A 22,075-nucleotide genomic window follows, 5' to 3' on the forward strand; every position below is an offset into this window, starting at 1 on the left:
CGCTTTAAGGTTTTATGTGATGTGAACAGAAAATTTATTTCCTTCGTCGAATCTCAGTCCCGAACCTGACAAGAGCCGCTTCAAAATCCGAAAAACAATAGGGAAGGGCAGCCTGCTCCAGGAGTCTTTTAAGCTCTTCGAGGATTTTTCTCTTCTCTTCATCAGTGTGTCCCTCCAGGCTGGTAAGTCCCAGTTTACGGGCAGCAATAATCACCGTATCCCCCGGTATCGGGTCGGCTTTTTGCCAGATATCTCTCAGTTCCCGAAGGAATATGTTCACCGTTACCTCGCCGACGCCTTTAAATTCCATGAGCCTTGACTCCAGGTCCCCAGGGTCACGGGCTTCTTCATGCAGGCGGTTCAGGTCGCCGCTGTACCTGTTATTTAGCATCTCTGATATACCGAGCAGTTTTGTTGCCGTCTTGAAATCGTAGCGTGCATACCCGCCTGCATCAAGTATTTGTACAAGACCGTCCCAGCCTGTCTTGAGGATAGCATCAGGCGTAAGCACTCCTCTTTTCTTGAATTCACGATAGGTTTGCATGGCTGCGCTCTGCCTTATCCTTGTGCCGAAAAGAATGGAGGCGAGGAACCATTTGAATATCTCTCCGGAGCTGCCTGAATCTATGTTGATACCCAATTCAGTGGAAAACCTGCTGCCCCATTCCTTTAAGAGCTGCTCGATTGCTTCTCTCTTGCTCATTAATTTACTTATGATCTTTAGCCACCATGAGATTATCGCAAAATATTGTTTTTTGTGCTATGTTATTGCCAGGGTCGAACAAGCTGTAGAGCAAAGTCTCACTCCAACATGGTGCCTGCATAGAAGCATATTAAAAAGAAGTTCCGGGGAAACCTGCAGTGCATTTATTAGGCACAAATTTATAATAAGCTATGCCGCAGCAAGCTTTTTCTCAATATCTGCAATCTTAATTTTGAGAGCCGTTATCTCTTCAATAACCGGAATACGCATTTCTATAGAGTCAAGCCTTGTATTGATTGCCTCAAATCTATGATCCATGCCTTCAAATCTATAATCCAGACCCTGAAATTTAGATATCATTTCTTTTCTGTTGCTCTCAATTTCTTTTCTAAGACCTTCAATCTCAATCTTAGTCTCGTTTCTAAGACTTTCAATCTCTGTCTTAGTCTCATTTCTGAGGCTCTCTATTTTAACATCCAAAGATTTGATATCGCCGCTAATCTCACTGAGCTTAGGTAATAACAAGCGTTCTATCCAGCCAGGTATCTTTTCAGCGGGCATAGTCTATACTTAAAGCACATTCTATTTAACTTTTGGCTAAAGTTAACTGAAAATTACATGTAGAAATAGAAACAATTAATAACAATCTCAGGCATTTTATGTCCGTTTTAGGAAACAGGGATTATGATGAAAGATTATATAATAAAAGATATAAACCTCGCAGAGGCAGGTAAACAGCGTATCGAATGGGCACGCAGACACATGCCGGTCCTCCAGAAGATCAAGGAACAGTTCGAGAGCGAAAAACCGCTTGAGGGTGTCAATGTAGTTGCATGCCTTCATGTGACTGTTGAAACCGCGAATCTTATCTATACACTCAAAGCCGGGGGTGCTAATATCGCGCTCACAGCCTCAAACCCGCTCAGCACTCAGGATGATGTGGCAGCCGCACTTGCTTCCGGAGGAATAAAAACCTTTGCGATAAAAGGGGAGAACGAGAAACAATATTATGAGTGTCTTGAAGAGGCGCTCAAAATCAAGCCTCATGTCACGCTTGATGACGGTGCTGATACCATCGCGCTTGTCCATTCAAAGCACCAGGAGCTTATAAAAGACATCAAAGGCGGATGTGAAGAGACAACCACTGGCGTGATAAGGCTGCGCGCTATGGCTACAGATGGTGCACTTAAGTATCCTGTGATCGCAGTGAATGATGCCGAGACAAAGATGATGTTCGATAACCGTTACGGTACAGGGCAAAGCACCATACACGGGATAATGAACGCCACAAATATACTGTTCGCAGGGAAAACGATCGTCGTAGCAGGTTACGGCTGGTGCGGTCGCGGTGTTGCGTCGCGGGCGCGGGGACTTGGAGGAAATGTGGTCGTGGTGGAAGTTGAACCGAGAAAGGCTCTGGAAGCCGTCATGGACGGGTTCAGGGTCATGCCAATGATGGAAGCCGCAAAAATCGGGGACCTGTTCATAACAGTAACGGGCGATATATCTGTAATTCGTAAGGAGCATTTCCAGGCGATGAAGGACCAGGCGATAGTGTGCAATTCAGGGCATTTCAATGTCGAGATCGATATCCCGCAGCTTACAAAGTTATCAAAGGAAGTCAACCAGATAAAGAACGATGTGCAGGAATACGTCATGCAGGATGACCGCAGGATTTACCTGCTTGCAGAAGGCAGGCTCGTGAACCTTGCAAGCGCGTTCGGGCATCCGCCTGAGGTCATGGACATGAGTTTTGCGAACCAGGCGCTTGCAGTAAGGTACATAAATGAGAAAGGCAGGACACTTAAGAACCAGGTTTACAGGGTTCCTGCTGAGATCGACAGCAGAGTGGCAAAACTCAAACTTGAGGCTATGGGCATTGAAATAGAGACCCTGACAGAGGAGCAGGATAAATATCTCCATTCATGGACTCTGGGAACATGATATTAAAGAAAAAAGACGTTGAGGACTATTTATCAGGACTATATGGAAAAGCAAAAGTCACAGGCATCAGCGAGCTTGGCGGTATACCTGTCGAAGTTGAAGAGGGAATAAAAGGATTTGGTTACGGGAAGCCCTACCTCATCGAATTTGAGGTGAATGGCAAAACGAACTCCGTGGTTCTTTCAACAATGCGCGTTCAGAAAGGCTTCGGGCACGACCATTTCTCAGACCGTGCGCAGATCCTGATATGGCAGCATTCGGTTTTTAGTAAACTGCCCGACCATGTACGCTCTCTTGACGTTGGATACTTCACCGGCGAGGGAAGGCTTTTCTCAACAGGAATGGCTGAGGAATATTTCATTTTAATGGAAAAGATCGAGGGAAAGGAGTATTTCCTTGACCTTGAGAGAATAAAAAAGGACGGAAAGCTCATCTCGCTTGATAAGGACAGAGCCGGGGCGTTATCATCCTATCTTGCCCGGATACATGCCAGCAAGCATGACGACCGCGAACTGTATCTCCGGAAAATAAGGGACACGGTGGGACATGGCGAATGCATAATGGGACTGACTGACAGCTACCCGGATAACCTGGATTTTGTTAGCCGGGACGACCTTTGCGAGATCGAGAAGAAATGCGTTGGCTGGCGCTATAAGATAAAAGGGAAAGCGCATCGGCTGTGCATGACCCACGGCGACTTCCATCCATGGAATATTATGTTCCGCGAGGGCGCGGATTTCACGTTACTGGACAGGAGCCGCGGCGAGTGGGGAGAGGCAGCAGATGATGTTTCATCCATAACTATGAACTATCTCTTCTATTCCCTTCAAAAATATGGGGAGCTTGCGGGACCGTTCCGGGAATTATACGAGCTTTTCTTCAAGAATTACCTTGACAGGACGCATGACGACGAACTTCTGAAAGTCATCCAGCCTTTCTATGTGTTCAGGAGCCTTGTAGTGGCAAGTCCAATATGGTACCCCAGCCTTGAGCCGTCCGTCAGGAAAAAGCTTTTCAATTTTATATATAACGTTCTGGACAGTGAAGAATTTAATTACCAGAACGTGAATTCATATATATCGTAAATATCGTAAGGTGAAAATGGCTTTCGCAGTATGGTTCACGGGTCTTCCGGGAAGCGGAAAAACAGCGGTTGCATCGCGCACGGCAGCTCTTCTCAAGAAAGAAGGCATCAAGGTCAAAATCCTCCAGCTTGATGAGATCCGCAGGGTTCTTACCCCGGACCCGAAATATACCGATGAAGAGAGGGACATAGTCTATGCTTCTCTTGCGTATATGGCAAAACTCCTGACCGAATGCGGCGTGAACGTTTTTATTGACGCGACGGCGAACAGAAGAAAATATCGCGACGCTGCGCGCAAAATAATCCCGGAGTTCGCCGAGGTGTTTATCCGGTGCCCTATTGAGTTATGTATGGAGCGCGAAGCGCATAGAAAAGCTATTTTTTCACCTAAGGGTATTTACAAAAAAGCATCCATGCCCGGAGCAGCCGTTCCCGGGGTCAATGTACCTTATGAAGAACCCCTGAACCCTGAAATCGTTATCGATAGCGATAAAATGACTCCGGATGAGAGTGCAAGGAAAGTGCTGATGCGATAATCACTCTTTTTAAAAATAATCAGGACGAAGCATCTTTTGAGTCCCCGGAGAGATAAGTACGTGGAGGAGAACATGGAGATTGAAACTTTAATCGAAATAGGGACCGAGGTCAGGGATGTGATATGCTCATACATCAAAGAGAACGTGGATTACGGAGAAATGATCGTGCAGAGGGCAAAGGATATAACGCGCAAGATGGATATGGCTGCCGAACATGCTCTTGATGATGCGCTTCTTGCCCGCGATCTCTCTGCAAGGATAATATCCGAGGAGCTCGGCGACCGCGTGGTCGGGACGCAGCCCGGGTTCATGCTTGTTTTTGACCCTATCGACGGCTCTACAAACGCAACATGCGGCATCCCTTTTTTCTGCACTTCCCTTGCTTACACGGAAAAAACGGATGTAGCCACGTTCGACGATATCAGCATGGCAGTTATCTGCGATATACAGGGAAATACTTACTGCGCCGAGCAAGGAAAAGGCGCTTTTTTCAACGGCAAACCGATAAAGAACGAAAGGCGGGGAACAAGATTAAAACCTGTTGTATCTGTGTATTCATACGGCGTACCAGATGTCCCGCCCGGATTGGTCGAGCTTGGAAAATCGCTCATAATCAGGGCGCTTGGCAGCATCGCGCTGGATATGTGCTATGCGGCTGACGGGACGCTTGACGGGGTTATTGATACACGGGGGCTTGTAAGCGGCTACGATATCATGGCATCTGCGCTGATATTGAAAGAAGCGGGCGGGAGGCTCACCGATCTTGGGGGAAAGCCCGTTGCCAATGATGTGCGTGTGACCGGATTATCGATTATAGGAACAAAAAACAGTGAGCTGCGCGACAGGATTGTTAGAACCCTGGCTATATGAATCAGGACACTTCCGTTGACATATTGATAGCTACCTCTGCAATATCTCCGCTGTAGCTTGCTATTCTCCCAAGGCTGTCAAGCATCGTTTTCATCAGGATGGCGGATTGGATATCCTCTATTTTGAATAATTCTTCTGAAATATCGGAATGGGACTTCTCAACTTTTTTCAGTTCATGAAAAACCGTTTCAGCCATTTCACCGTTTCTTGTGAATAGCGCCTGGACCGATTTTTCAAAAGTTGCGACCATATTATTGGTGAGTTCTATAAACTCGTCCAGTTGTGTTTCTTTCTGGACCTCAAATAACTGGATGTAACTTTTTGCTATTATCTCAATATGGTCGGCGATCCTTTCAAGGACTTTTACCACTATCCTGTAACCAAGGCAATCCCTCTGGGATTCTATCCCGAGTTTTTCCGCTACCTGCTGGTATTCCACCGCGCTCTTAAGCTGCCTGACAACTAAAAAGTAGAGCCTGTCGATCTCTTTCTCTCGTACTATTATATCTTTAGCAAGCCCGATATCCCTGTTTTTTAACGCCTTGGCAAGATCAAGGATCATCGACCTGTCTATGGAAAACATCCTCTGGAGTATCTGCATTGTACTCATGCGTTTGTAATCCAGCATTATCTCAAGTGTCATTGCTTCGTTGGTGTCTTCGACTATTTCCACGCCTATCAGGTAGTCCAGGATATTCCGTATGCTCTCCCTGTATGCAAGATGGTTCTTCCTGTCAAGCTTTATCTTGATCGTATCATAACCTACAAGATAAAAAGCGATCAATATACGTTCAAGAGCTTCGCTTGATGCCACCTGTGAGATCCTGATCTCCTTCGTTTTTGACTCTTTTTCAATAACACTGGTCTCGATCAATAATGAGCTGCCCTGCTCCGTGACTACCAGGGAGTCTCCCGGCTTCAGGTTGGTCTTCTTAACCCATTTTTTGGGCAGCGAGATCACATAGGTAGAGCCGCCGCTTACGTAAACTTTACGTGCTTCCATGTCAATCGTTTTCTACTGATAGTTGATGGTATATATAGATTATTGAAAAAAATATATACTTTTTTCAGGTAAGGCCATCGATCAGGGAAAATAAACGGAAAAAGAGATTTTCAAGTTAAGTAAAATTTCAATCCATTGTGTAGTCCCGAAAAAATTTCAATGCATACAAAGCTTAATATTCTTTGTGGATGTATCACCGTGCCATGGCGCGAGTTGAAGTTCTTCTGGCAACTGACGGCTCGGAGTCAGCAAAAAAAGCCGAGATGGCAGCTCTTAAGATAACTAAGTCCTACAATATCAGGATGGCAGCCCTGTTCGTGGCGCAGGTCAAGTCCGAGGATGAAAGTGAGAAAATCATACGCTACGGCGAGCAGGTTCTGGATGGCGTCGTCGAAGACGGTAAAACAATGGGTGTTGAGGTGCAAAAGATCCTCAAGGTAGGAAGCCCCGCAGAAACCATACTCAATGTCGCAAAGAGCCTGAACGTGCATACCATAGTGGTCGGCTCTGAAGGGAAGAAGGGACTTAAACGCGTGCTCCTCGGAAGTGTTGCTGAAAACGTGGTGCGCAACGCGGAATGCACTGTGCTTGTAGCGAGATGAGGGCTAATTATTTTTCAAGAACCGATTGGCTTATATAGCTATCTCACTATCAAAATAAGCCAGTTCGAATGCTTGGACTGATTCTACATGCTAAATACGCAGTATATTTTTGAGGCGTCATTCGGATTCTACATACTTGGCGCAATTATCGCTGTCATTCTGAACAGCAGGCTGCGCGCATGCACCTTACTGAGCTACGGATGCTCGATAGCTGCATCCCTCCTGGGACTTGGCGGAGCGCTTTCCGTGATACTCTCAGGTCCGGTCAGTATCAAGCTTCCGGGTCTTATCCCATTAACTGACCTGAGCCTGTTCATCGATGGGCTGTCTGCTTTCTTCATCGCGGTAATTTCCCTTGCAGCCCTTGCGGTTTCCATATACTCTATCGGGTACACAAGGGAATACTATGGCAAAAAGAGCACAGGACTGCTGGGGTTTTTATATAATCTCTTCATACTCTCGATGCTGCTGGTCGTATCAGCCAACAACGCAGTCATGTTCCTCATAGTCTGGGAGGTCATGTCCATAAGTTCCTATTTCCTCGTGACTTACGAGCATGAGAAACGGGAATCAAGGAGTTCAGGCTATCTGTATATCCTTATGACGCATGTCGGCACAGGCTTTATCATACTCTCATTTCTCATATTCGGAAGCGCGGCAGGAAGCTTCAGCTTTGATGCGTTCCGGGCATCCGGGGGAAGCCTTCTTCCCTGGATGCGGGATGCAGCGTTCCTGCTGGCGCTGGTAGGCTTTGGCACCAAAGCAGGCATTGTTCCGCTCCATATCTGGCTACCATACGCGCACCCCGCAGCACCGAGCAACGTTTCGGCGCTGATGTCGGGTGTGATGATAAAGACCGCTATCTATGGGCTTATCAGGGTATCATTCGAGTTCCTGGGAGCAAAAGAGTTCTGGTGGGGCATGCTGATATTGATCATCGCTTCGGTCTCTGCGCTCCTCGGTGTGATGTATGCGCTCATGGAGCACGATATAAAACGCCTGCTCGCCTACCACAGCGTTGAGAACATAGGGATAATACTTATCGGGGTAGGGATATCCATCATTTTCATGTCTGAAGGGCAGCCTGCGCTTGCGGCGTTCGCACTGATAGCAGGTCTTTACCACCTGGTGAACCATGCGGTGTTCAAGGCTCTTTTATTCATGGGCGCAGGTTCTCTTATTTATTCGACGCATACGAAGAATATCGAAGAGATGGGCGGCCTGCTAAAGAAAATGCCGTGGACCGGATTATTTTTCCTGGTAGGCTCGATATCGATATCCGCGCTTCCGCCTTTTAACGGCTTCGTGAGCGAATGGCTTACGTTCCAGTCACAGCTATTTGGAGTGAACCTTAGCGATAACATCGCCAAGATGATAGTGCTCTTCAGTGGGGCGGTGCTTGCGCTCACAAGTGCGCTTGCAGCGGCATGTTTTGTCAAGGCTTTCGGGATTAGCTTCCTTGCGCTGCCCCGCAGCGAGCACGCTGAACATGCAAAAGAGGTCCCTTTCCCCATGCTCTCAGGTATGGGTTTTCTTGCACTCCTTTGCGTAGTGCTCGGGATATTCCCCCAGTATGTTATACCGCTTCTTGATACAATAACTGCTCCGCTTGTGGGCATAAATATCGCAAAGGATATCTCATTCAGCCTGTGGCTTGGTACGTTCAGTCCCCTGGGAGGGAGCATTTCCACAACAATGATGCTTTTCCTGTTGATCATACTTATCCCCCTGCCGTTCATACTCGCGCTTCTTATCGGAGGCAGGACTTTGACCGTAAAATACGAGACATGGGGATGCGGGCAGCCTGTGTCTGCAGCCCGGAACGAATATACTGCAACCGCGTTCTCAAAGCCCATACGCATGTGGCTCGGCAATATCTACCGCTCTCACAGGGAAATACAGACCACTTACACGGGTTCGCCGTATTTTAAGCAGAGGATGGTCTTTGATACGCAGGTTGAGCCGATATTCGAGAAGTATCTTTACGCGCCGGTCATATGGCTTGCGCTTACGGCATCAAGGATACTCAGGGTCATACAGACAGGATATATCCAGACGTACCTGCTTTACATACTTATCACGCTGATCATAGCGCTGATATATGTGGGAAGCGGGGGATGATGCTTTCAACATTTTTAAAATAAAAACACGCTTGCAATTAACCCGACTATGATCGCAATAGTAAAACTGAGCAGTGTTCCGATAAGAACATACTCTCCAACTTTTCGCGATCGGCAAGCAGGTGCGCAATTATCAGGCGGATGAGCAAAGATGTTTCAATCTTGGTGACCATTATAAGCCTCCAAGCTTATTTTTCATAATTATTATGTTCTAACCTTATATTCGATGAGCGTTCCATATCTCTCCAGAGCTGCCTGCACAGCCCGGTATCCCGCTATCCTTAGACGCTGGAATACCGCGGGCTGGGATATTTTCAGGGTTTTAGCTATTTCTTCCTGTGTTGATCCCTGAATATAATACAGGATCGCTTCAGCCTGTTCCTTTGTCCATCGCTGCATCAGCGTATCAAGCAACGCGCACTCGGTTCTCAATTCATCATCTATCTCCTGCCAGGGTGTTTTTACGGTTAAATTCCGCTCCGCCTTTTTCATCCTGTCAAGCTCAATGCCCGAGTTCCTGAAGGCTTCGCCATCCCCTTCTCCTGCCCGGTTTCCTGGCGGAAGGTAGTCTATTGTTCCTAAACCGATCGCTATCCTGGCATCAAGGCGCGCGGTCTTTAGCTTGAATTTTGACAGCAGACCGGCGCGGATGATTATTGCAGCCCGCATGGCTTCCTGCGGCATGGATATTACACCCTGGAAGCTGTCCCCGCGATATATCACGAACGGCGATGCAATAATCCTGCGCGGGATTTTCTTGAAAGAGTCTTTAAGGAGCGATAGAATCTCAAATCGCTGTTTCTCTTCAAATTTCGTGAAGCCGATCAGATCGCCGGTGAGGGCTGCATAGATTTTTCGGTTTTTCATAAATGGCTGTAGTTCAATTAAATATAAGCTTACAAGCTTATTATAGTGTATTATAAGTCATTACACTTATATTAACATTTCGTACTTCCAAATGACCTTGTTCTTACCAGGCAAAATCCTACATTAATAATCAATATCTAATTTGTGATTTTTTATGGTTAACCTTAAATACAAACAGTAAGGTAATGGGAGGCCCTGTCGTTCATGGAATAAAATTTAAAAGCTGGTATTAAAATGGCGTTTGTATTCTTTCTTAAAAACGTAATGCGATAATCAATAGATCGAAGGTGGTGATTATGGTATATACAGGTTTATTTACAGGGCTTGTTGCCTTTTATCTTGTTGGCGCGGCAGCTTCTATCATCCTGAACAAAAAAACAATCTCTGCGCCCGTGTTCCGTTCCTGAGCGCAGCCGTCGCGTCAATTGTCGGGATCATCTTCTCGTTGTCGGTAGTTTTCGGTGAAACTTTTACTCTCACGCTCCCGGGTTCATCGTTTCTGGAATTTGGCTTTTTTGCGGACAGGCTGGCTGCGTTCTTCATTCTTGTGATATCCATCGCAGTCTTTGCGGTCTCGATTTACTCGATAGGGTATGTAGAAGAGTACTTCGGAAAAAAGAATATCGGCAGCTTCGGTTTCCTGTATAACATATTCATTCTTTCAATGATCCTTGTGGTCACTGCCAGGAACGCCCTCATGTTCCTGATAGTCTGGGAACTGATGTCCGTAGTATCATATTTCCTCGTGGTTTACGAGCATGAGAAGCCGGAAACAAGAAAAGCCGGGTTCATCTATATTGTGATGACCCATATCGGGACTGGTTTCATACTCCTTTCTTTTCTTATCATGGCAGGCGCAAGCGGCAGCTTTGATTTTGGCAAGTTCAGCGCAGCCGGGGCATCGATGCCGCCAATGCTCAAAGACCTCGTGTTCCTCTTCGCCCTCATCGGTTTTGGCGCAAAAGCGGGTATAGTTCCACTTCACATCTGGCTTCCATACGCGCATCCGGCAGCCCCAAGCAACGTCTCGGCGCTAATGTCGGGTGTGATGATAAAGACTGCGATTTACATGCTTATCCGCGTTTTCTTCGATTTCCTTGGCGCCGGGGTGCTATGGTGGGGATTCCTCGTACTTGCCATTGGCGCGATATCGGCGCTCACAGGGATCATATACGCAGTTGTTGAAACGGATATCAAAAGGATGCTTGCGTTCAGCAGCATAGAGAACATCGGGATAATCCTGATCGGGCTGGGAGCCTCGATGATCTTTTTCGCAAGCGCAAGCCCCGGTCTTGCAGCAATAGCGATAATAGCGGCCCTGTATCACCTGTTAAACCATTCCGTATTTAAAGGATTGTTGTTCATGGGAGCAGGCTCCATAATGTTCTCTACCCACACAAAGAACATCGAGAAGCTGGGCGGTCTAATAAAAAAGATGCCCGTCACAGCCGTCCTTTTCCTGATAGGGGTACTGGCTATCTCTGCACTGCCGCCATTTAGCGGTTTTGTGAGCGAGTGGCTGACCCTCCAGTCTCTGCTCCTGGGCTTCGGTTTAAACGATACATTTACCAGGATCGCCCTGCCGGTCGGCGCAGCAGCGCTGGCACTTACAGGCGCGCTCGCAGCATTCTGTTTCCTGAAAGCGTTCGGCATAGGGTTTTTAGCGCTTCCGCGCAGTGAACATGCAGAGCATGCGAAAGAAGTAAATATGCCAATGCTGATCGGCATGGGGATATTCGCATTATTATCGGTTCTTCTGGGTATCCTGCCGTTCTATATCCTGCCATATCTTGACAGGATATCGCAAACATTAGTGGATGCAAGCGTGTATCATTCCGTTTCATTCGGGGTACTCGGGACAATTTCCATGCCTGCCGGTCAGATATCCATGTCAACGCCGGCTCTTTTGCTTCTGATGTTCATTTGCCTCTCGCTTCCGTTCATATTATATCTCTATAAGAAGGAACATCGGGTGCTCTACGAAACATGGGGATGCGGGCAGCCGGTTTCCATGTCGAGGAATGAATATACGGGTACAGCTTTCACCAAGCCTGTAGAGATATGGCTTGCCAGTATCTACCGCCCCGTCAATGAAACACAGGCAACATATTCCGTGTCCCCGAAACTTAAAGAATCTTTTAAGTTCGAATCCAGGATAGAGCGGGTATTCGAGCAGCATATCTATTCGCCTGTCATCGGCTTCATCCTGGGCAAATCAAGAACCATAAAAGCCGTACAGACCGGAAGCATCCATGCATATCTTTCCTATATTTTCGGGGTGCTGGTCGTTCTTTTCATGTTCATGATATTAGGAGGCAGATAAATGCTCACACAATTTGCGATCGTGATTTTCCAGGTAATAATCATTCTTGCACTTGCGCCGCTTTTAAGCGGTATGATCAAAAAAGTAAAGGCGTTCCTCCAGATGCGAAAAGGGCCGGGTATATTCCAGCCTTATTACGATATCGCAAAACTTCTTCGTAAGGACTCTGTGGTATCCGGGAACGTATCGTGGATATTTCATGCAGCACCCATAATCTCATTTGTGGCGGTACTCACGGCAGGTCTTATCATCCCGGTCTATATCTCGAACATGCCTTTTAGCTTTGCAGGGGACCTTATCGCGGTTGTTTACCTTTTTGCCCTTGCGCGGTTCTTTATCGCCCTTGCGTCGCTGGACGCAGGAAGCTCTTTTGGCGGGATGGGGGGCAGCAGGGAAATGTTCGTAGCATCCCTTGTCGAGCCTGCTATGATGCTCTCGATATTCGCAATAGCGCTTAACGTGGGCACGACAAACCTGAGTGTCATCTCAGGCACTGTATCATCTATGGGTCTTGATGCCATCTCGCCGTATCATCTGCTTGCATTTGTTGCGCTGTTCATAATCGCGATCGCGGAAACGGGCAGGATACCTGTGGATAATCCGGCAACGCATCTTGAACTGACGATGATACATGAAGCCATGATACTTGAATACTCAGGAAAACAACTGGCGATAGTCGAACTCGGGGCAATGATGAAACAATTGCTTGTCTTCACACTGCTGGCTAACATCTTCTTCCCCTGGGGCATAGCTTCGGAGCTGAGTGCAGCCGGGATAGCGATATCCTTGATCGTAATTATCATTAAAGTGGCTGTTCTCGGGGTATTAATGGCACTGGTTGAGACATCGACCGCCAAATGGAGGCTGTTCAGGCTTCCCAATTTATTATCGATCTCGCTCATGCTTTCGTTCCTTGCTCTTATCTCGTTCATTATTGTAAAAGGAGGATAATATGTCAGAGCTTGTTTTCGGTTCTAAGATGATGCAGTTGCTTATCGCATTGATACTTGTTTCTACCTTCATGATCCTTGGTTCCACGCGCCTTTATTCCTGCGTGCGGGCTTTCGCGATACAATCTTTTTTACTGGCGGGAGTGGCAGGTATAGTCGCTTATTCGACAGGAAAATCGGATATTTACATCGTCGCCATTCTCACATTGGTACTGAAAGCCGCCGTGATACCATACATTTTTATTTACATTATCCGTGAAATAAAGGTAAAAAGGGAGATAGCCCTCTATGTGAACATCTCACCGTCGCTCATAATCGGGGGCGTGCTCGTCGTTATCTCCTATTATCTTGTACGCTCCATAAACATCAGGACTGAGCTTTCAAGCTTTGCGCTCTCAGCATCGATATCGCTTGTATCCATCGGGCTGTTCATCATGATAAGCCGAAAAAAAGCGATAATGCAGATGCTCGGAATCCTGCTCATGGAAAATGGGCTTTTCCTTGGCGCCATATCCCTGACATACGGGATGCCGCTGCTGGTCGAACTCGGGATATTCTTCGATGTCCTGATAGGCGTTCTTATCATGGGGATCCTGATCTTCAGGATAAACAAAACATTTGAGAGCATAGATACCGACATGCTTAAGACATTGATAGGGTGAGCACATGATAGAATACCTGCTTCTTGCGCCTGTACTCACAGGCATCTTATGCTTTTTCACAAAAACGCGAAAACAGGTCGAGTTCGTAAGCATAACCGGCTCTGTAGTCACGCTTCTTCTCGGCATGGATCTCGTAGTTGAAGTTTACAGGCATGATATTATCGTAACATGGCAGGATGCACTATTTGCAGATGCCTTCAGCGCGTTTATCGTCCTTATCGTCTCTATAGTGGGCTTTGTTGCGTCCCTCTACTCTACAGGCTACATGGGACACGAGTTCGAGCACAATATCATTGACATGAAACGGTTGAAAATGTACTATGTCCTTTTCCACAGCTTCATGTTCACCATGCTCCTTGTGGGCGTAACGAACAACCTCGGTCTCTGGATCGCGATCGAGATGACCACGCTTGTCTCAGCCCTGCTGATGATACTTTATTCCAGGAAATCTTCGGTCGAAGCGGCATGGAAATACATGATCATATGCACGGTGGGCATCACTTTTGCGCTCTTTGGCACCATACTCACGTACTATGCATCTGTAAAGATACTGGGTGAGTCCGGGGAGGCGCTTAACTGGACATCGCTTCTTGCAGTCGCAGACCAGTTCGACCCAACCATAATGAAGCTTGCCTTTATTTTCATACTTATCGGCTACGGCACAAAAGCCGGACTTGCGCCCATGCATACATGGCTTCCGGATGCGCACAGCGAGGCGCCAACGCCGGTGAGTGCACTTCTTTCAGGTGTTCTTCTTAACTGCGCAATGTACGGCATCATCCGGTTTTATACGATAGCCACTAAATCCATAGGCACGGAGTTCGGAAGCAACCTTCTTATAGTGTTCGGGCTCCTGTCTATCGGTATCTCAGTGCCCTTCATCCTTTTGCAGGAAGACTATAAGAGGCTCCTGGCATACAGCAGCGTGGAGCATATGGGCATAGTAGCGCTCGGCATAGGTTTTGGCGGTGTTTTCGGCGTTTTCGGGGCAATACTTCACATGTTCAACCATGCAATGACGAAGTCGTTCATGTTCTTTGGCGCGGGAAATGTGCTGCTGAAGCATGAGACCAAGGAGATAGATAAGGTATCTGGCGTAGTAAAATCAATGCCAGTCACAGGCACGATGCTGATAATAGGGGGACTTGCTATCACAGGCTCACCACCATTCAGTATATTTATCAGCGAGTTCACGATACTTGCAGCGGGTTTCTCGCAGGGGCATATAGTTCCCTCAGTCCTTTTCCTCTTCTTTATAATTACGATATTTGCAGGCTTCTTCTATCATATCAGCAGGATGGTATTCGGGACGCCGCAGCCAGGAATAAAGAACGGGGACGTGAGCAGATGGATGCTGGGTGCTATGGCGATATTGATTGTTTTCGTGCTTGTGCTCGGTGTCTACATACCTCCGTTCTTTAATGAGATGCTTATGAAAGTCGTGAATGTTGTGAGGTGAGATACTATGAAAAGCCAGTACGTTGACACGATCAAAAAAGAATTCAAAGAATTTGTTATAGGAGATCCCGCATTAATTAATGAGACCTATCTCACGGTAAAAAAAGATACGAATGTTATGGCATATGTGGACGCCGTAAGAAAGGAATTCGGAGGGCTTATTACAGGAGAAGCGGTCCTGCGAAATGAGGTATATCTTACGATAAAAAAGGATGCGAACGTAAAAATATGCGACTACTTGTATCACCAATTTAACATTCCTCTTGTTTCAATATTTGCCACGGACGAACGGAAAAAGGACGGGCATTTCAGGGTTCACTACGTTTTTTCATGCGACAGGGAAGACGCGTTCATTATCCTGAAAATAAATGTCGAGGAAAAGTCGCCCCGGTACAGGTCTATTACCTCAACGATACCTGTTGCGAACTGGTATGAACGGGAGATGCAGGATATGTTCGGTCTTGTTCCCCTGGGTCATCCTGACCCGAGGCGCCTTATCCATTTTGAGGATTGGGATGCGGGTTTATATCCGCTTCGAAAGGATTTTGATATTAAAACAAAACCAAAACGTGTGAAGGGAGAATATGTCTATCGCAGGGTGGATGGCGAAGGGGTTTACGAGATACCCGTCGGACCCGTGCACGCAGGGGTCATCGAACCCGGGCATTTCAGGTTCAGCGTTGCAGGCGAGCCGATACTCAACCTTGAAATAAGGCATTTTTATACACACAAAGGCGTTGAGAAGCTGTTCGAGAGCATCCCATTCGATAAGGCTGTTTTCCTTGCAGAGAGAATATCGGGAGATAACTCGGTGGCGCATGCTGTTGCGTTTTGCCAGGCGATCGAAAAAATAGCAGGTGTTGAGCTCCCACCCCGCGCAAAATACATACGGACGATCCTGCTTGAACATGAGCGCCTGTACAATCACCTGGGAGATATTGCAGGAATAGCGACCGATGTAGCATTCGCGTTCGGGGCTGCCCAGGCTAACAGGCTTAAAGAAGATCTTTTGCAGTTGAATGAATACGTTACCGGAAGCCGGCTCCTCCGGGGGATGAACACCATCGGAGGCGTGCGCCGGGATATCGGTGATAAGAAGGATAAGATATTACTTAAGCTCTCAACATTCCAGCAGGAATTCAGGAAACTGATGGAGCTACTCATGGAAATGCCATCGGTTGTGGACAGGATAGAGACAACGGGACGAATCTATAATGACATTGCGAAAGAACTGCATGTTGTTGGACCTGCAGGGCGCGCTTCGGGTATGGACAGGGATACACGGCGCGACCATCCGTATGCGGCTTATCGTGAACTTAACTTTAAAGTGCAAACGCACAAAAGCGGCGACGTGTACGCAAGGACGAGGGTAAGGGCTGATGAGGTTCATGAATCAATAGCGATAATCGAGCAGGCTCTCTGGTCTCTTCCTGAAGGGGCTGTTAAAACCGGGGTCAAAGATATCCCGGACGGCTGCGCGCTTGGCTACACCGAAGCGCCCAGGGGAGAGACGATTTACTGGGTAAGGACGGAGGGAGGAAGGATAGAGAGATGCAAAGTAAGGGACCCGTCATTTTGCAACTGGCTTGCGATAGAGTATGCAGTACTTGATAATATTGTCCCTGATTTTCCGATAATCAATAAGAGCCTGAGCCTGTCCTATTCGGGCAATGATATGTAGGTGAGAAAATGCTTGAAATACTGAAACGAAGATTCAGGGCAGGTATAGTAACGACGGGTTATCCTGCGGTGCCTGATATCGCGCCTCCGGGATTTCGCGGGAAACCGGAGCTTTCAGGCGACAGATGCGCGTACTGCGGCGATTGCGTCAGTGCCTGCCCGCCGGGCGTGATAAGCCTTGAAAAAGCGGAAGGCGAGGAAGCACTTACATTATCGTACTGCGGATGCATATTCTGCGGCAGGTGCGAAGAGGTCTGTCCTTATGGTGCGGTCAGGCTCACACAGGAGTATGAGCTTGCATCAAAGACAAAGGATGACCTTCAGACGATTATCCGGAGGAAAATATGACCGTGGAAAATGAGATCGAGATTATGGGACAGCGTCTCAATGAGAAAATAAATAATATGTTCGGGCGCTCCCTGCACATACGCGAGGTGGATGCGGGTTCATGCAACGCCTGCGAGGTCGAGGTGACAGCGCTCTCAAACCCGATATACGATATGGAACGCTTTGGTGTGCACATCGTCGCCTCTCCGCGCCATGCGGACATGCTGCTTGTAACCGGACCTGTGACGAGGAACATGGAACTTGCTCTCCTTAAGACATATAATGCCACGCCTTCGCCAAAGCTTGTGGCTGCGATGGGGTCGTGCGCATGCAACGGAGGCATATTCGGGGATACGTACGCAAGCGGCGGCGGTGTTGATAAATTCATCCCTGTAGATGTGTACATACCCGGGTGTCCGCCCAGGCCGCAGGCTGTGATATTCGGGTTGATGGTAGCGATGGATAAATTCGAGCAGAAAATAAGAAAAACCGGGGTAAAAGCATGACAAGATACGAGATACTTGTAGCTACGGACGGCTCGGACTATGCAAAGAAGGCTGAGATCGCCGGCATGAAGATCACAAAGTCATATAACATCCGCATGGCTGCTATCTATGTGGCTGTTGGCAGGAAAGACTCGGAGCGTGAGGAACTTGTAGCTAAAGGCGAAGAGGTATTGAACCACGTCGTCGAGACCGGCGCGCAGATGGGCGTTGACGTGCAAAAGATACTGGTCGGGGTAAGCATGCAGCGGATGCCGAAGATGGGCGCGCTGGCGGATACGGTCGCACGAGCGATTCTTGACGCAGCAGAGAAGTATAAGGTGCATACCATCGTTCTGGGAGGCAGGGGCGAGTCTGAGATAAATCCAGAGCTTGGAAATGTAGCGGAAGCAGTGGTCAGGAAAGCGAAGTGTACGGTGCTGGTGGCGCGATAAACACGAACGCATTAAATTTTTTATTTCGACAGCAATCTATTTTAATAATTATCTATTAAATCAAGGGATGTGAGTCAGAATGGCTGAGAATACAATCGAATCCTTACTTGAGGAAAAGAGAATCTTCAATCCCCACGCAGAATTCAGTAAAAAAGCGTATATAAAAAGCCTCGAAGAATACAGAGAGATTTATAACCGCTCTATTAAAGACCCTGTTTCTTTCTGGGCGGAAAAGGCAGAGCAGCTTACCTGGTTTAAAAAATGGAACAACGTTTATTCGTGGGACACTGAAAAGTTCATATGCAAATGGTTTGAGGGAGGGAAGCTGAACGTCTCCTACAACTGTCTTGACAGGCATCTTTCGGAATGGGGCGACAGGACAGCCATTCTGTGGGAAGGAGAGCCGGGAGATACTGCGAGCTACACATACAAACAGTTGCACGAAGAAGTTTGTAAGTTCACGAACGTCTTGAAGAAACGAGGCATCAAAAAGGGCGACAGGGTTGCCATATACATGCCCATGATACCGCAGCTTGTAATATCGATGCTTGCATGCACGAGAATCGGGGCCATCCATAACGTGGTATTTGCCGGGTTCAGCGCAGAGGCGCTCAGGGAGCGTATTGGCGACAGCGCATGCAAAATGGTAATCACAGCGGACGCGGTCCTCCGGTCGGGCAAGACCATCCCTCTTAAGGAGAGCGTTGACAGGGCGCTTGATAGCACAGTTGAGAGCGTGATAGTCTATAACCGCGCTAACAGCAGGATAACTATGAAAAAAGGCAGGGATTTCTGGTGGCATGAGGAAATGGCAGGTGCAGGCGGGGATTGTAAAGCCGAGGTGATGGATGCCGAAGACCCGCTGTTCATCCTGTACACGAGCGGGAGCACGGGAAAGCCCAAGGGCGTGCTGCATACTACAGGCGGATACCTGCTATTTGTCATGCAGACGTTCAAATGGATATTCGATTACCGCGATGAAGATATATACTGGTGCACTGCAGACTGCGGCTGGATAACAGGTCACAGCTATACGGTGTACGGACCTCTTGCAAGCGGCGCGACGGTTCTGATGTTTGAGGGTGTTCCCAATTATCCGCAGCCTGACAGGTTCTGGGAACTGGTGGAGAAATACAAAGTTACGATTTTCTATACTGCACCTACTGCCATCAGGGCTCTTGAGAGAAGCGGAGACAAATGGCCGAAAGGAAGAGACCTTTCAAGTCTCAGGCTCCTTGGCACGGTAGGTGAGCCGATAAACCCAGAAGCCTGGATGTGGTATTATACCGTGATAGGTAACAGGCGGTGTCCTGTTGTGGATACCTGGTGGCAGACCGAGACAGGCGGGATACTTATTACGCCTCTGCCGGGCGCAACACCGCTCAAGCCCGGTTCTGCAACGTTACCGTTCCCGGGGATTGAGCCGATGGTCGTGAAACCTGATGGCACGGAGGCTGCGGTCGATGAGGGTGGGCAGCTCGTTATCAGGAAACCGTGGCCCGGGATGATGCGGACTGTTTACGGCAGTCATGAGAAATTTAAAGAGAAATATTTCAGCCAGTTCCCCGGACTGTACCAGACAGGGGACAGCGCCAGGAAAGATAAGGATGGTTATTACTGGATAATGGGAAGGGTAGACGATGTGATCAAGGTTTCGGGGCACAGGCTCGGAACTGCGGAGATAGAAAGTTCTTTTGTATCCCATCCGGCGGTTGCGGAAGCGGCTGTGGTCGGGTTTCCCCATGATATAAAGGGAGAGGCGATATACGCTTTTATCACGCTTAAGGAAGGCGTTATAGCCACAAAGGAACTAAAGGCAGAGCTTGTGGAGCATGTCAGGAATACGATAGGTCCTATCGCAAAACCTGATAAGTTGCAATTTGCGGACGCCCTGCCCAAAACAAGGTCGGGTAAGATAATGAGGCGGATACTGAGGAAGATAGCGTTCGGGGATGTTGAAGAGCTAGGGGATATTACCACTCTGGCTGACCCGTCGGTGGTCGAGGTGCTGGTGAGGGAGAGAGAATAAGTAAGATAGATTTTCACGGATACGTACGGATTAATAAAGACAGGCATATCTTGAATTCAATCACCTGCAGCCAGCATTGAGCCGCCATACGGCATTACAATGAACCTGGCATCACCGCCGTGTTTCCGAAGCGCCATTTCCAGAGCCTTCTGCAAAGCCGCCGGGATAAAATACGCTTTCCTGACCATTTCATCAGGCAGCGAAGATACAAGATACAGATCAACCCTCTTTGCCAGAGACGCTATGAGAGCCGCTTTATGCCCTCCCATCACGAACCCGGACTTGAATCTCTCTATTACCTCTTCCCGGTTGGATCCCAGCCACTCTTCAAAAACACGGTTCCCGTACCCTTCCCTGCACTCTGCGACGAGGATGACAGAACCACCGTCTTTCACTGCATTTTTTGAATGCTCAAGCGCTTTATGTGACTGGAATATATCTATATCCTTGGGCCAGCCGCCCGGGGAGACGATTACAATATCAGCAGGCTCCACCCTGACCTTGGACATTCTATCAAGGAACGCAGCGCCTTTTCTGTGCGCATCTATATAATTTCCTGCTGATGCGAATATGATATCCTTCCTCTCGTTCAACACCGCATTAAGGATAAAATCAACGCCTATCAATTCCGCCGCTTCTTCAATATCTTCCCTTACAGGGCTATCAAGCCTGCCTGCGCACGATTTAGGGTCAAGCATCAGGGCGTGGTTCGCATCTATGCTCCTTTTTGAAGAGACCGCCGGAAGTATGGACTTTGCGCCGCCGGAATAGCCGACATAATAATGGAACTCGATAGTCCCTGTACATATCACGATATCGGCATCCGCTACAGGCTTGAATATCTCCACAGGCGTACCCCGCGACGTAGTGCCAAGATAGACGCAATCAGTTACGTTGTGCTCTATGCTCTTTACCCTGCCGTACAATTCTCCCAGTATGGTTTTTTTCTCCTCTTCGGTCTGCTTCCTGTGGATGCCAAGCCCGAAAACTACGGTTATATCCTCGACCCTGCCCGCTTTTAATTCTGATATCAGAGGCGGCAGCAGTTTTGCCGTTGGGGTCGGGCGCGTCGTATCGCTGACGATTATAACGGCATTTTTGCCCAGTTCTGCGATCTGCGATAAGCGTTTGCTGTTAACAGGGTTCCCAAGCGCTCTCTCTATCTCTTTTATCCCATCAGGAACTGAAGCTATGTTGTCCGGTCTTAAGAGCCTGACCTGATAATTTGAAGGTATATTTACTACGGTCTCTGTTTTACCGAAAGGCAGCTTGTACAACACACAGCGCTAGAACGCATAAAAATAACTTATACGTTTGCACTCGTCCTTTTTCCTGCGATATCCGGCAACCTTATTTTAATTCCGCAGTAACTTCAATACCAATATGCATGACCTGAAGAGCCGTCTTCCTGTCAATTGCTCTTCCTGCGGCATAGAAGTTCCAATCCTTTGCTTTCATATCTGCTATATTGTAACCATTAACTCTTACTGTTTCTTTCATTTCTCCTCAATTTCAGCCCATCGACATAATATATATGTATATGGGGGTTATAAATACATATGTATTTAAATTATATATGTTTTATTATATAACATGAAAATATAATCGGTTAAAAATAGCCAGGAACATTATTTTAGCGGATACTGGTCTACTCTTTATTTTGACAGGGTCTGCAGGATTAATGTATAGTCCCGAATGTTTTGGCCTTATAAAGGTCTTCTATACTTTTAAATTCTTCCAAAGACATTTATTTCAGCCTCCATGCGTTTTAGAAAGACGTTTAATTTGCTTTCTACAGGAAGCCTTGACCAAAAAGCATTCTCAGGAGTCTGAAGAAAGTGCTTTTGATCCAGGCTCTCATGAAATCGAACTGTGTTGTACCATTTCACAAAATCAGCAAACGCCTTGAATTCTGATCTGTATTTCTCGTAAAGATCATACCACTTTTCCACTTTTCCGTTTGTCTGTGGATGCTTGACC

Annotated in this window: 21 protein-coding genes and 1 pseudogene; 15 read left to right on the plus strand and 7 right to left on the minus strand. The window is 47.5% G+C overall.

Features of this window, described 5'->3' with window-relative positions:
• Positions 1-34 precede the first annotated feature (34 nt).
• Positions 35-703 carry an HhH-GDP family DNA glycosylase gene (locus MNV_RS16140; protein WP_096206970.1) on the minus strand — a complete coding sequence of 223 codons (669 nt, stop codon included), beginning with the start codon at positions 701-703 and terminating at the stop codon, positions 35-37.
• A 189-nt stretch (positions 704-892) separates the two neighbouring features.
• Positions 893-1,264 carry a hypothetical protein gene (locus MNV_RS16145; protein WP_096206971.1) on the minus strand — a complete coding sequence of 124 codons (372 nt, stop codon included), beginning with the start codon at positions 1,262-1,264 and terminating at the stop codon, positions 893-895.
• A 123-nt stretch (positions 1,265-1,387) separates the two neighbouring features.
• On the opposite strand from MNV_RS16145, the gene ahcY reads away from it, so the two are divergent.
• The 4 genes from ahcY (at position 1,388) to MNV_RS16165 (ending at position 5,137) form a co-directional block, all read left to right on the plus strand.
• Positions 1,388-2,647 (plus strand): adenosylhomocysteinase, encoded by a 1,260-nt coding sequence (gene ahcY / locus MNV_RS16150; protein WP_257000094.1) that lies wholly within the window; start codon positions 1,388-1,390, stop codon positions 2,645-2,647.
• The gene (locus tag MNV_RS16155; protein WP_096206973.1) at positions 2,644-3,732 is read left to right on the plus strand and encodes a phosphotransferase family protein; all 1,089 of its coding nucleotides are present in this window, start codon (positions 2,644-2,646) and stop codon (positions 3,730-3,732) included. Before ahcY ends, MNV_RS16155 begins: the two co-directional genes overlap by 4 nt.
• A gap of 16 nt (positions 3,733-3,748) precedes the next feature.
• The gene (locus tag MNV_RS16160; RefSeq protein WP_096206974.1) at positions 3,749-4,267 is read left to right on the plus strand and encodes an adenylyl-sulfate kinase; all 519 of its coding nucleotides are present in this window, start codon (positions 3,749-3,751) and stop codon (positions 4,265-4,267) included.
• Between the two features lie 72 nt (positions 4,268-4,339).
• The gene (locus MNV_RS16165) at positions 4,340-5,137 is read left to right on the plus strand and encodes an inositol monophosphatase family protein (protein ID WP_096206975.1); all 798 of its coding nucleotides are present in this window, start codon (positions 4,340-4,342) and stop codon (positions 5,135-5,137) included.
• A gap of 1 nt (position 5,138) precedes the next feature.
• Here the strand turns inward: MNV_RS16165 and MNV_RS16170 are convergent, their stop codons facing one another.
• Entirely contained in the window at positions 5,139-6,140 is a 1,002-nt protein-coding gene (locus MNV_RS16170; RefSeq protein ID WP_096206976.1) for a phosphate uptake regulator PhoU, read from the minus strand.
• A 203-nt stretch (positions 6,141-6,343) separates the two neighbouring features.
• Between MNV_RS16170 and MNV_RS16175 the strand changes: the two genes are divergently transcribed.
• On the plus strand, positions 6,344-6,742 hold the full coding sequence (locus MNV_RS16175) for a universal stress protein (protein ID WP_179294035.1): 399 nt from the start codon (positions 6,344-6,346) through the stop codon (positions 6,740-6,742).
• An 87-nt stretch (positions 6,743-6,829) separates the two neighbouring features.
• Positions 6,830-8,863 carry a hydrogenase 4 subunit B gene (gene hyfB, locus MNV_RS16180; protein ID WP_096206978.1) on the plus strand — a complete coding sequence of 678 codons (2,034 nt, stop codon included), beginning with the start codon at positions 6,830-6,832 and terminating at the stop codon, positions 8,861-8,863.
• 203 nt (positions 8,864-9,066) lie between these two features.
• On the opposite strand, the gene MNV_RS16185 is transcribed toward hyfB (MNV_RS16180), so the two are convergent.
• On the minus strand, positions 9,067-9,729 hold the full coding sequence (locus MNV_RS16185; RefSeq protein WP_096206979.1) for a SatD family protein: 663 nt from the start codon (positions 9,727-9,729) through the stop codon (positions 9,067-9,069).
• A 424-nt stretch (positions 9,730-10,153) separates the two neighbouring features.
• Between MNV_RS16185 and hyfB (MNV_RS16190) the strand changes: the two genes are divergently transcribed.
• From hyfB (MNV_RS16190) to acs, 9 genes are all read left to right on the plus strand, one after another.
• Complete coding sequence (gene hyfB / locus MNV_RS16190; protein ID WP_257000096.1) at positions 10,154-12,052, plus strand: hydrogenase 4 subunit B; 1,899 nt, start codon at positions 10,154-10,156, stop codon at positions 12,050-12,052.
• Positions 12,053-13,003, plus strand: a complete 951-nt coding sequence (locus MNV_RS16195; protein WP_096206981.1) for a respiratory chain complex I subunit 1 family protein — start codon at positions 12,053-12,055, stop codon at positions 13,001-13,003.
• Between the two features lies 1 nt (position 13,004).
• Positions 13,005-13,664, plus strand: a complete 660-nt coding sequence (locus MNV_RS16200) for a hydrogenase (protein ID WP_096206982.1) — start codon at positions 13,005-13,007, stop codon at positions 13,662-13,664.
• Positions 13,665-13,668: 4 nt separating this feature from the next.
• Entirely contained in the window at positions 13,669-15,123 is a 1,455-nt protein-coding gene (locus MNV_RS16205; protein WP_096206983.1) for a hydrogenase 4 subunit F, read from the plus strand.
• Between the two features lie 6 nt (positions 15,124-15,129).
• Entirely contained in the window at positions 15,130-16,803 is a 1,674-nt protein-coding gene (locus MNV_RS16210; RefSeq protein WP_096206984.1) for a hydrogenase large subunit, read from the plus strand.
• An 8-nt stretch (positions 16,804-16,811) separates the two neighbouring features.
• Positions 16,812-17,150 (plus strand): 4Fe-4S dicluster domain-containing protein, encoded by a 339-nt coding sequence (locus MNV_RS20320; RefSeq protein WP_218838052.1) that lies wholly within the window; start codon positions 16,812-16,814, stop codon positions 17,148-17,150.
• Positions 17,147-17,635: an NADH-quinone oxidoreductase subunit B family protein gene (locus MNV_RS20325; protein ID WP_218838053.1), complete on the plus strand. Its 489-nt coding sequence runs from the start codon at positions 17,147-17,149 to the stop codon at positions 17,633-17,635. The genes MNV_RS20320 and MNV_RS20325 overlap by 4 nt, the downstream gene beginning before the upstream one ends.
• Positions 17,632-18,066 (plus strand): universal stress protein, encoded by a 435-nt coding sequence (locus MNV_RS16220; RefSeq protein WP_096206985.1) that lies wholly within the window; start codon positions 17,632-17,634, stop codon positions 18,064-18,066. Before MNV_RS20325 ends, MNV_RS16220 begins: the two co-directional genes overlap by 4 nt.
• Positions 18,067-18,145: 79 nt before the next feature.
• Positions 18,146-20,095, plus strand: a complete 1,950-nt coding sequence (acs, locus tag MNV_RS16225; RefSeq protein WP_096206986.1) for an acetate--CoA ligase — start codon at positions 18,146-18,148, stop codon at positions 20,093-20,095.
• Positions 20,096-20,151: 56 nt separating this feature from the next.
• Here acs and MNV_RS16230 read toward each other — a convergent pair whose 3' ends face one another.
• The 3 genes and pseudogenes from MNV_RS16230 to MNV_RS19895 all read right to left on the minus strand — a co-directional run.
• Entirely contained in the window at positions 20,152-21,375 is a 1,224-nt protein-coding gene (locus MNV_RS16230; protein WP_096206987.1) for a nickel-dependent lactate racemase family protein, read from the minus strand.
• 70 nt (positions 21,376-21,445) lie between these two features.
• Positions 21,446-21,595 (minus strand): hypothetical protein, encoded by a 150-nt coding sequence (locus tag MNV_RS19890; protein ID WP_179294036.1) that lies wholly within the window; start codon positions 21,593-21,595, stop codon positions 21,446-21,448.
• A gap of 227 nt (positions 21,596-21,822) precedes the next feature.
• Positions 21,823-22,075, minus strand: a pseudogene (locus tag MNV_RS19895) (hypothetical protein); the annotation flags it as partial.

The sequence above is a fragment of the Candidatus Methanoperedens nitratireducens genome (assembly GCF_900196725.1).
GTDB classification, from domain to species: Archaea; Halobacteriota; Methanosarcinia; order Methanosarcinales; family Methanoperedenaceae; genus Methanoperedens; species Methanoperedens nitroreducens_A.

Bases quoted from the DNA above. Each gene is read 5' to 3' on its own strand.
- MNV_RS16195 (WP_096206981.1), top strand. From the start codon at position 12,053: ATGCTCACACAATTTGCGATCGTGATTTTCCAGGTAATAATCATTCTT.
- MNV_RS19890 (WP_179294036.1), bottom strand. From the start codon at position 21,595: ATGAAAGAAACAGTAAGAGTTAATGGTTACAATATAGCAGATATGAAA.
- MNV_RS16140 (WP_096206970.1), bottom strand. From the start codon at position 703: ATGAGCAAGAGAGAAGCAATCGAGCAGCTCTTAAAGGAATGGGGCAGC.
- MNV_RS16200 (WP_096206982.1), top strand. From the start codon at position 13,005: ATGTCAGAGCTTGTTTTCGGTTCTAAGATGATGCAGTTGCTTATCGCA.
- MNV_RS16165 (WP_096206975.1), top strand. From the start codon at position 4,340: ATGGAGATTGAAACTTTAATCGAAATAGGGACCGAGGTCAGGGATGTG.
- MNV_RS16210 (WP_096206984.1), top strand. From the start codon at position 15,130: ATGAAAAGCCAGTACGTTGACACGATCAAAAAAGAATTCAAAGAATTT.
- MNV_RS16175 (WP_179294035.1), top strand. From the start codon at position 6,344: ATGGCGCGAGTTGAAGTTCTTCTGGCAACTGACGGCTCGGAGTCAGCA.
- MNV_RS16205 (WP_096206983.1), top strand. From the start codon at position 13,669: ATGATAGAATACCTGCTTCTTGCGCCTGTACTCACAGGCATCTTATGC.
- MNV_RS20325 (WP_218838053.1), top strand. From the start codon at position 17,147: ATGACCGTGGAAAATGAGATCGAGATTATGGGACAGCGTCTCAATGAG.
- MNV_RS16185 (WP_096206979.1), bottom strand. From the start codon at position 9,729: ATGAAAAACCGAAAAATCTATGCAGCCCTCACCGGCGATCTGATCGGC.
- MNV_RS16220 (WP_096206985.1), top strand. From the start codon at position 17,632: ATGACAAGATACGAGATACTTGTAGCTACGGACGGCTCGGACTATGCA.
- MNV_RS16145 (WP_096206971.1), bottom strand. From the start codon at position 1,264: ATGCCCGCTGAAAAGATACCTGGCTGGATAGAACGCTTGTTATTACCT.
- ahcY (WP_257000094.1), top strand. From the start codon at position 1,388: ATGATGAAAGATTATATAATAAAAGATATAAACCTCGCAGAGGCAGGT.
- MNV_RS16170 (WP_096206976.1), bottom strand. From the start codon at position 6,140: ATGGAAGCACGTAAAGTTTACGTAAGCGGCGGCTCTACCTATGTGATC.
- MNV_RS20320 (WP_218838052.1), top strand. From the start codon at position 16,812: ATGCTTGAAATACTGAAACGAAGATTCAGGGCAGGTATAGTAACGACG.
- MNV_RS16155 (WP_096206973.1), top strand. From the start codon at position 2,644: ATGATATTAAAGAAAAAAGACGTTGAGGACTATTTATCAGGACTATAT.
- MNV_RS16160 (WP_096206974.1), top strand. From the start codon at position 3,749: ATGGCTTTCGCAGTATGGTTCACGGGTCTTCCGGGAAGCGGAAAAACA.
- hyfB (WP_096206978.1), top strand. From the start codon at position 6,830: ATGCTAAATACGCAGTATATTTTTGAGGCGTCATTCGGATTCTACATA.
- acs (WP_096206986.1), top strand. From the start codon at position 18,146: ATGGCTGAGAATACAATCGAATCCTTACTTGAGGAAAAGAGAATCTTC.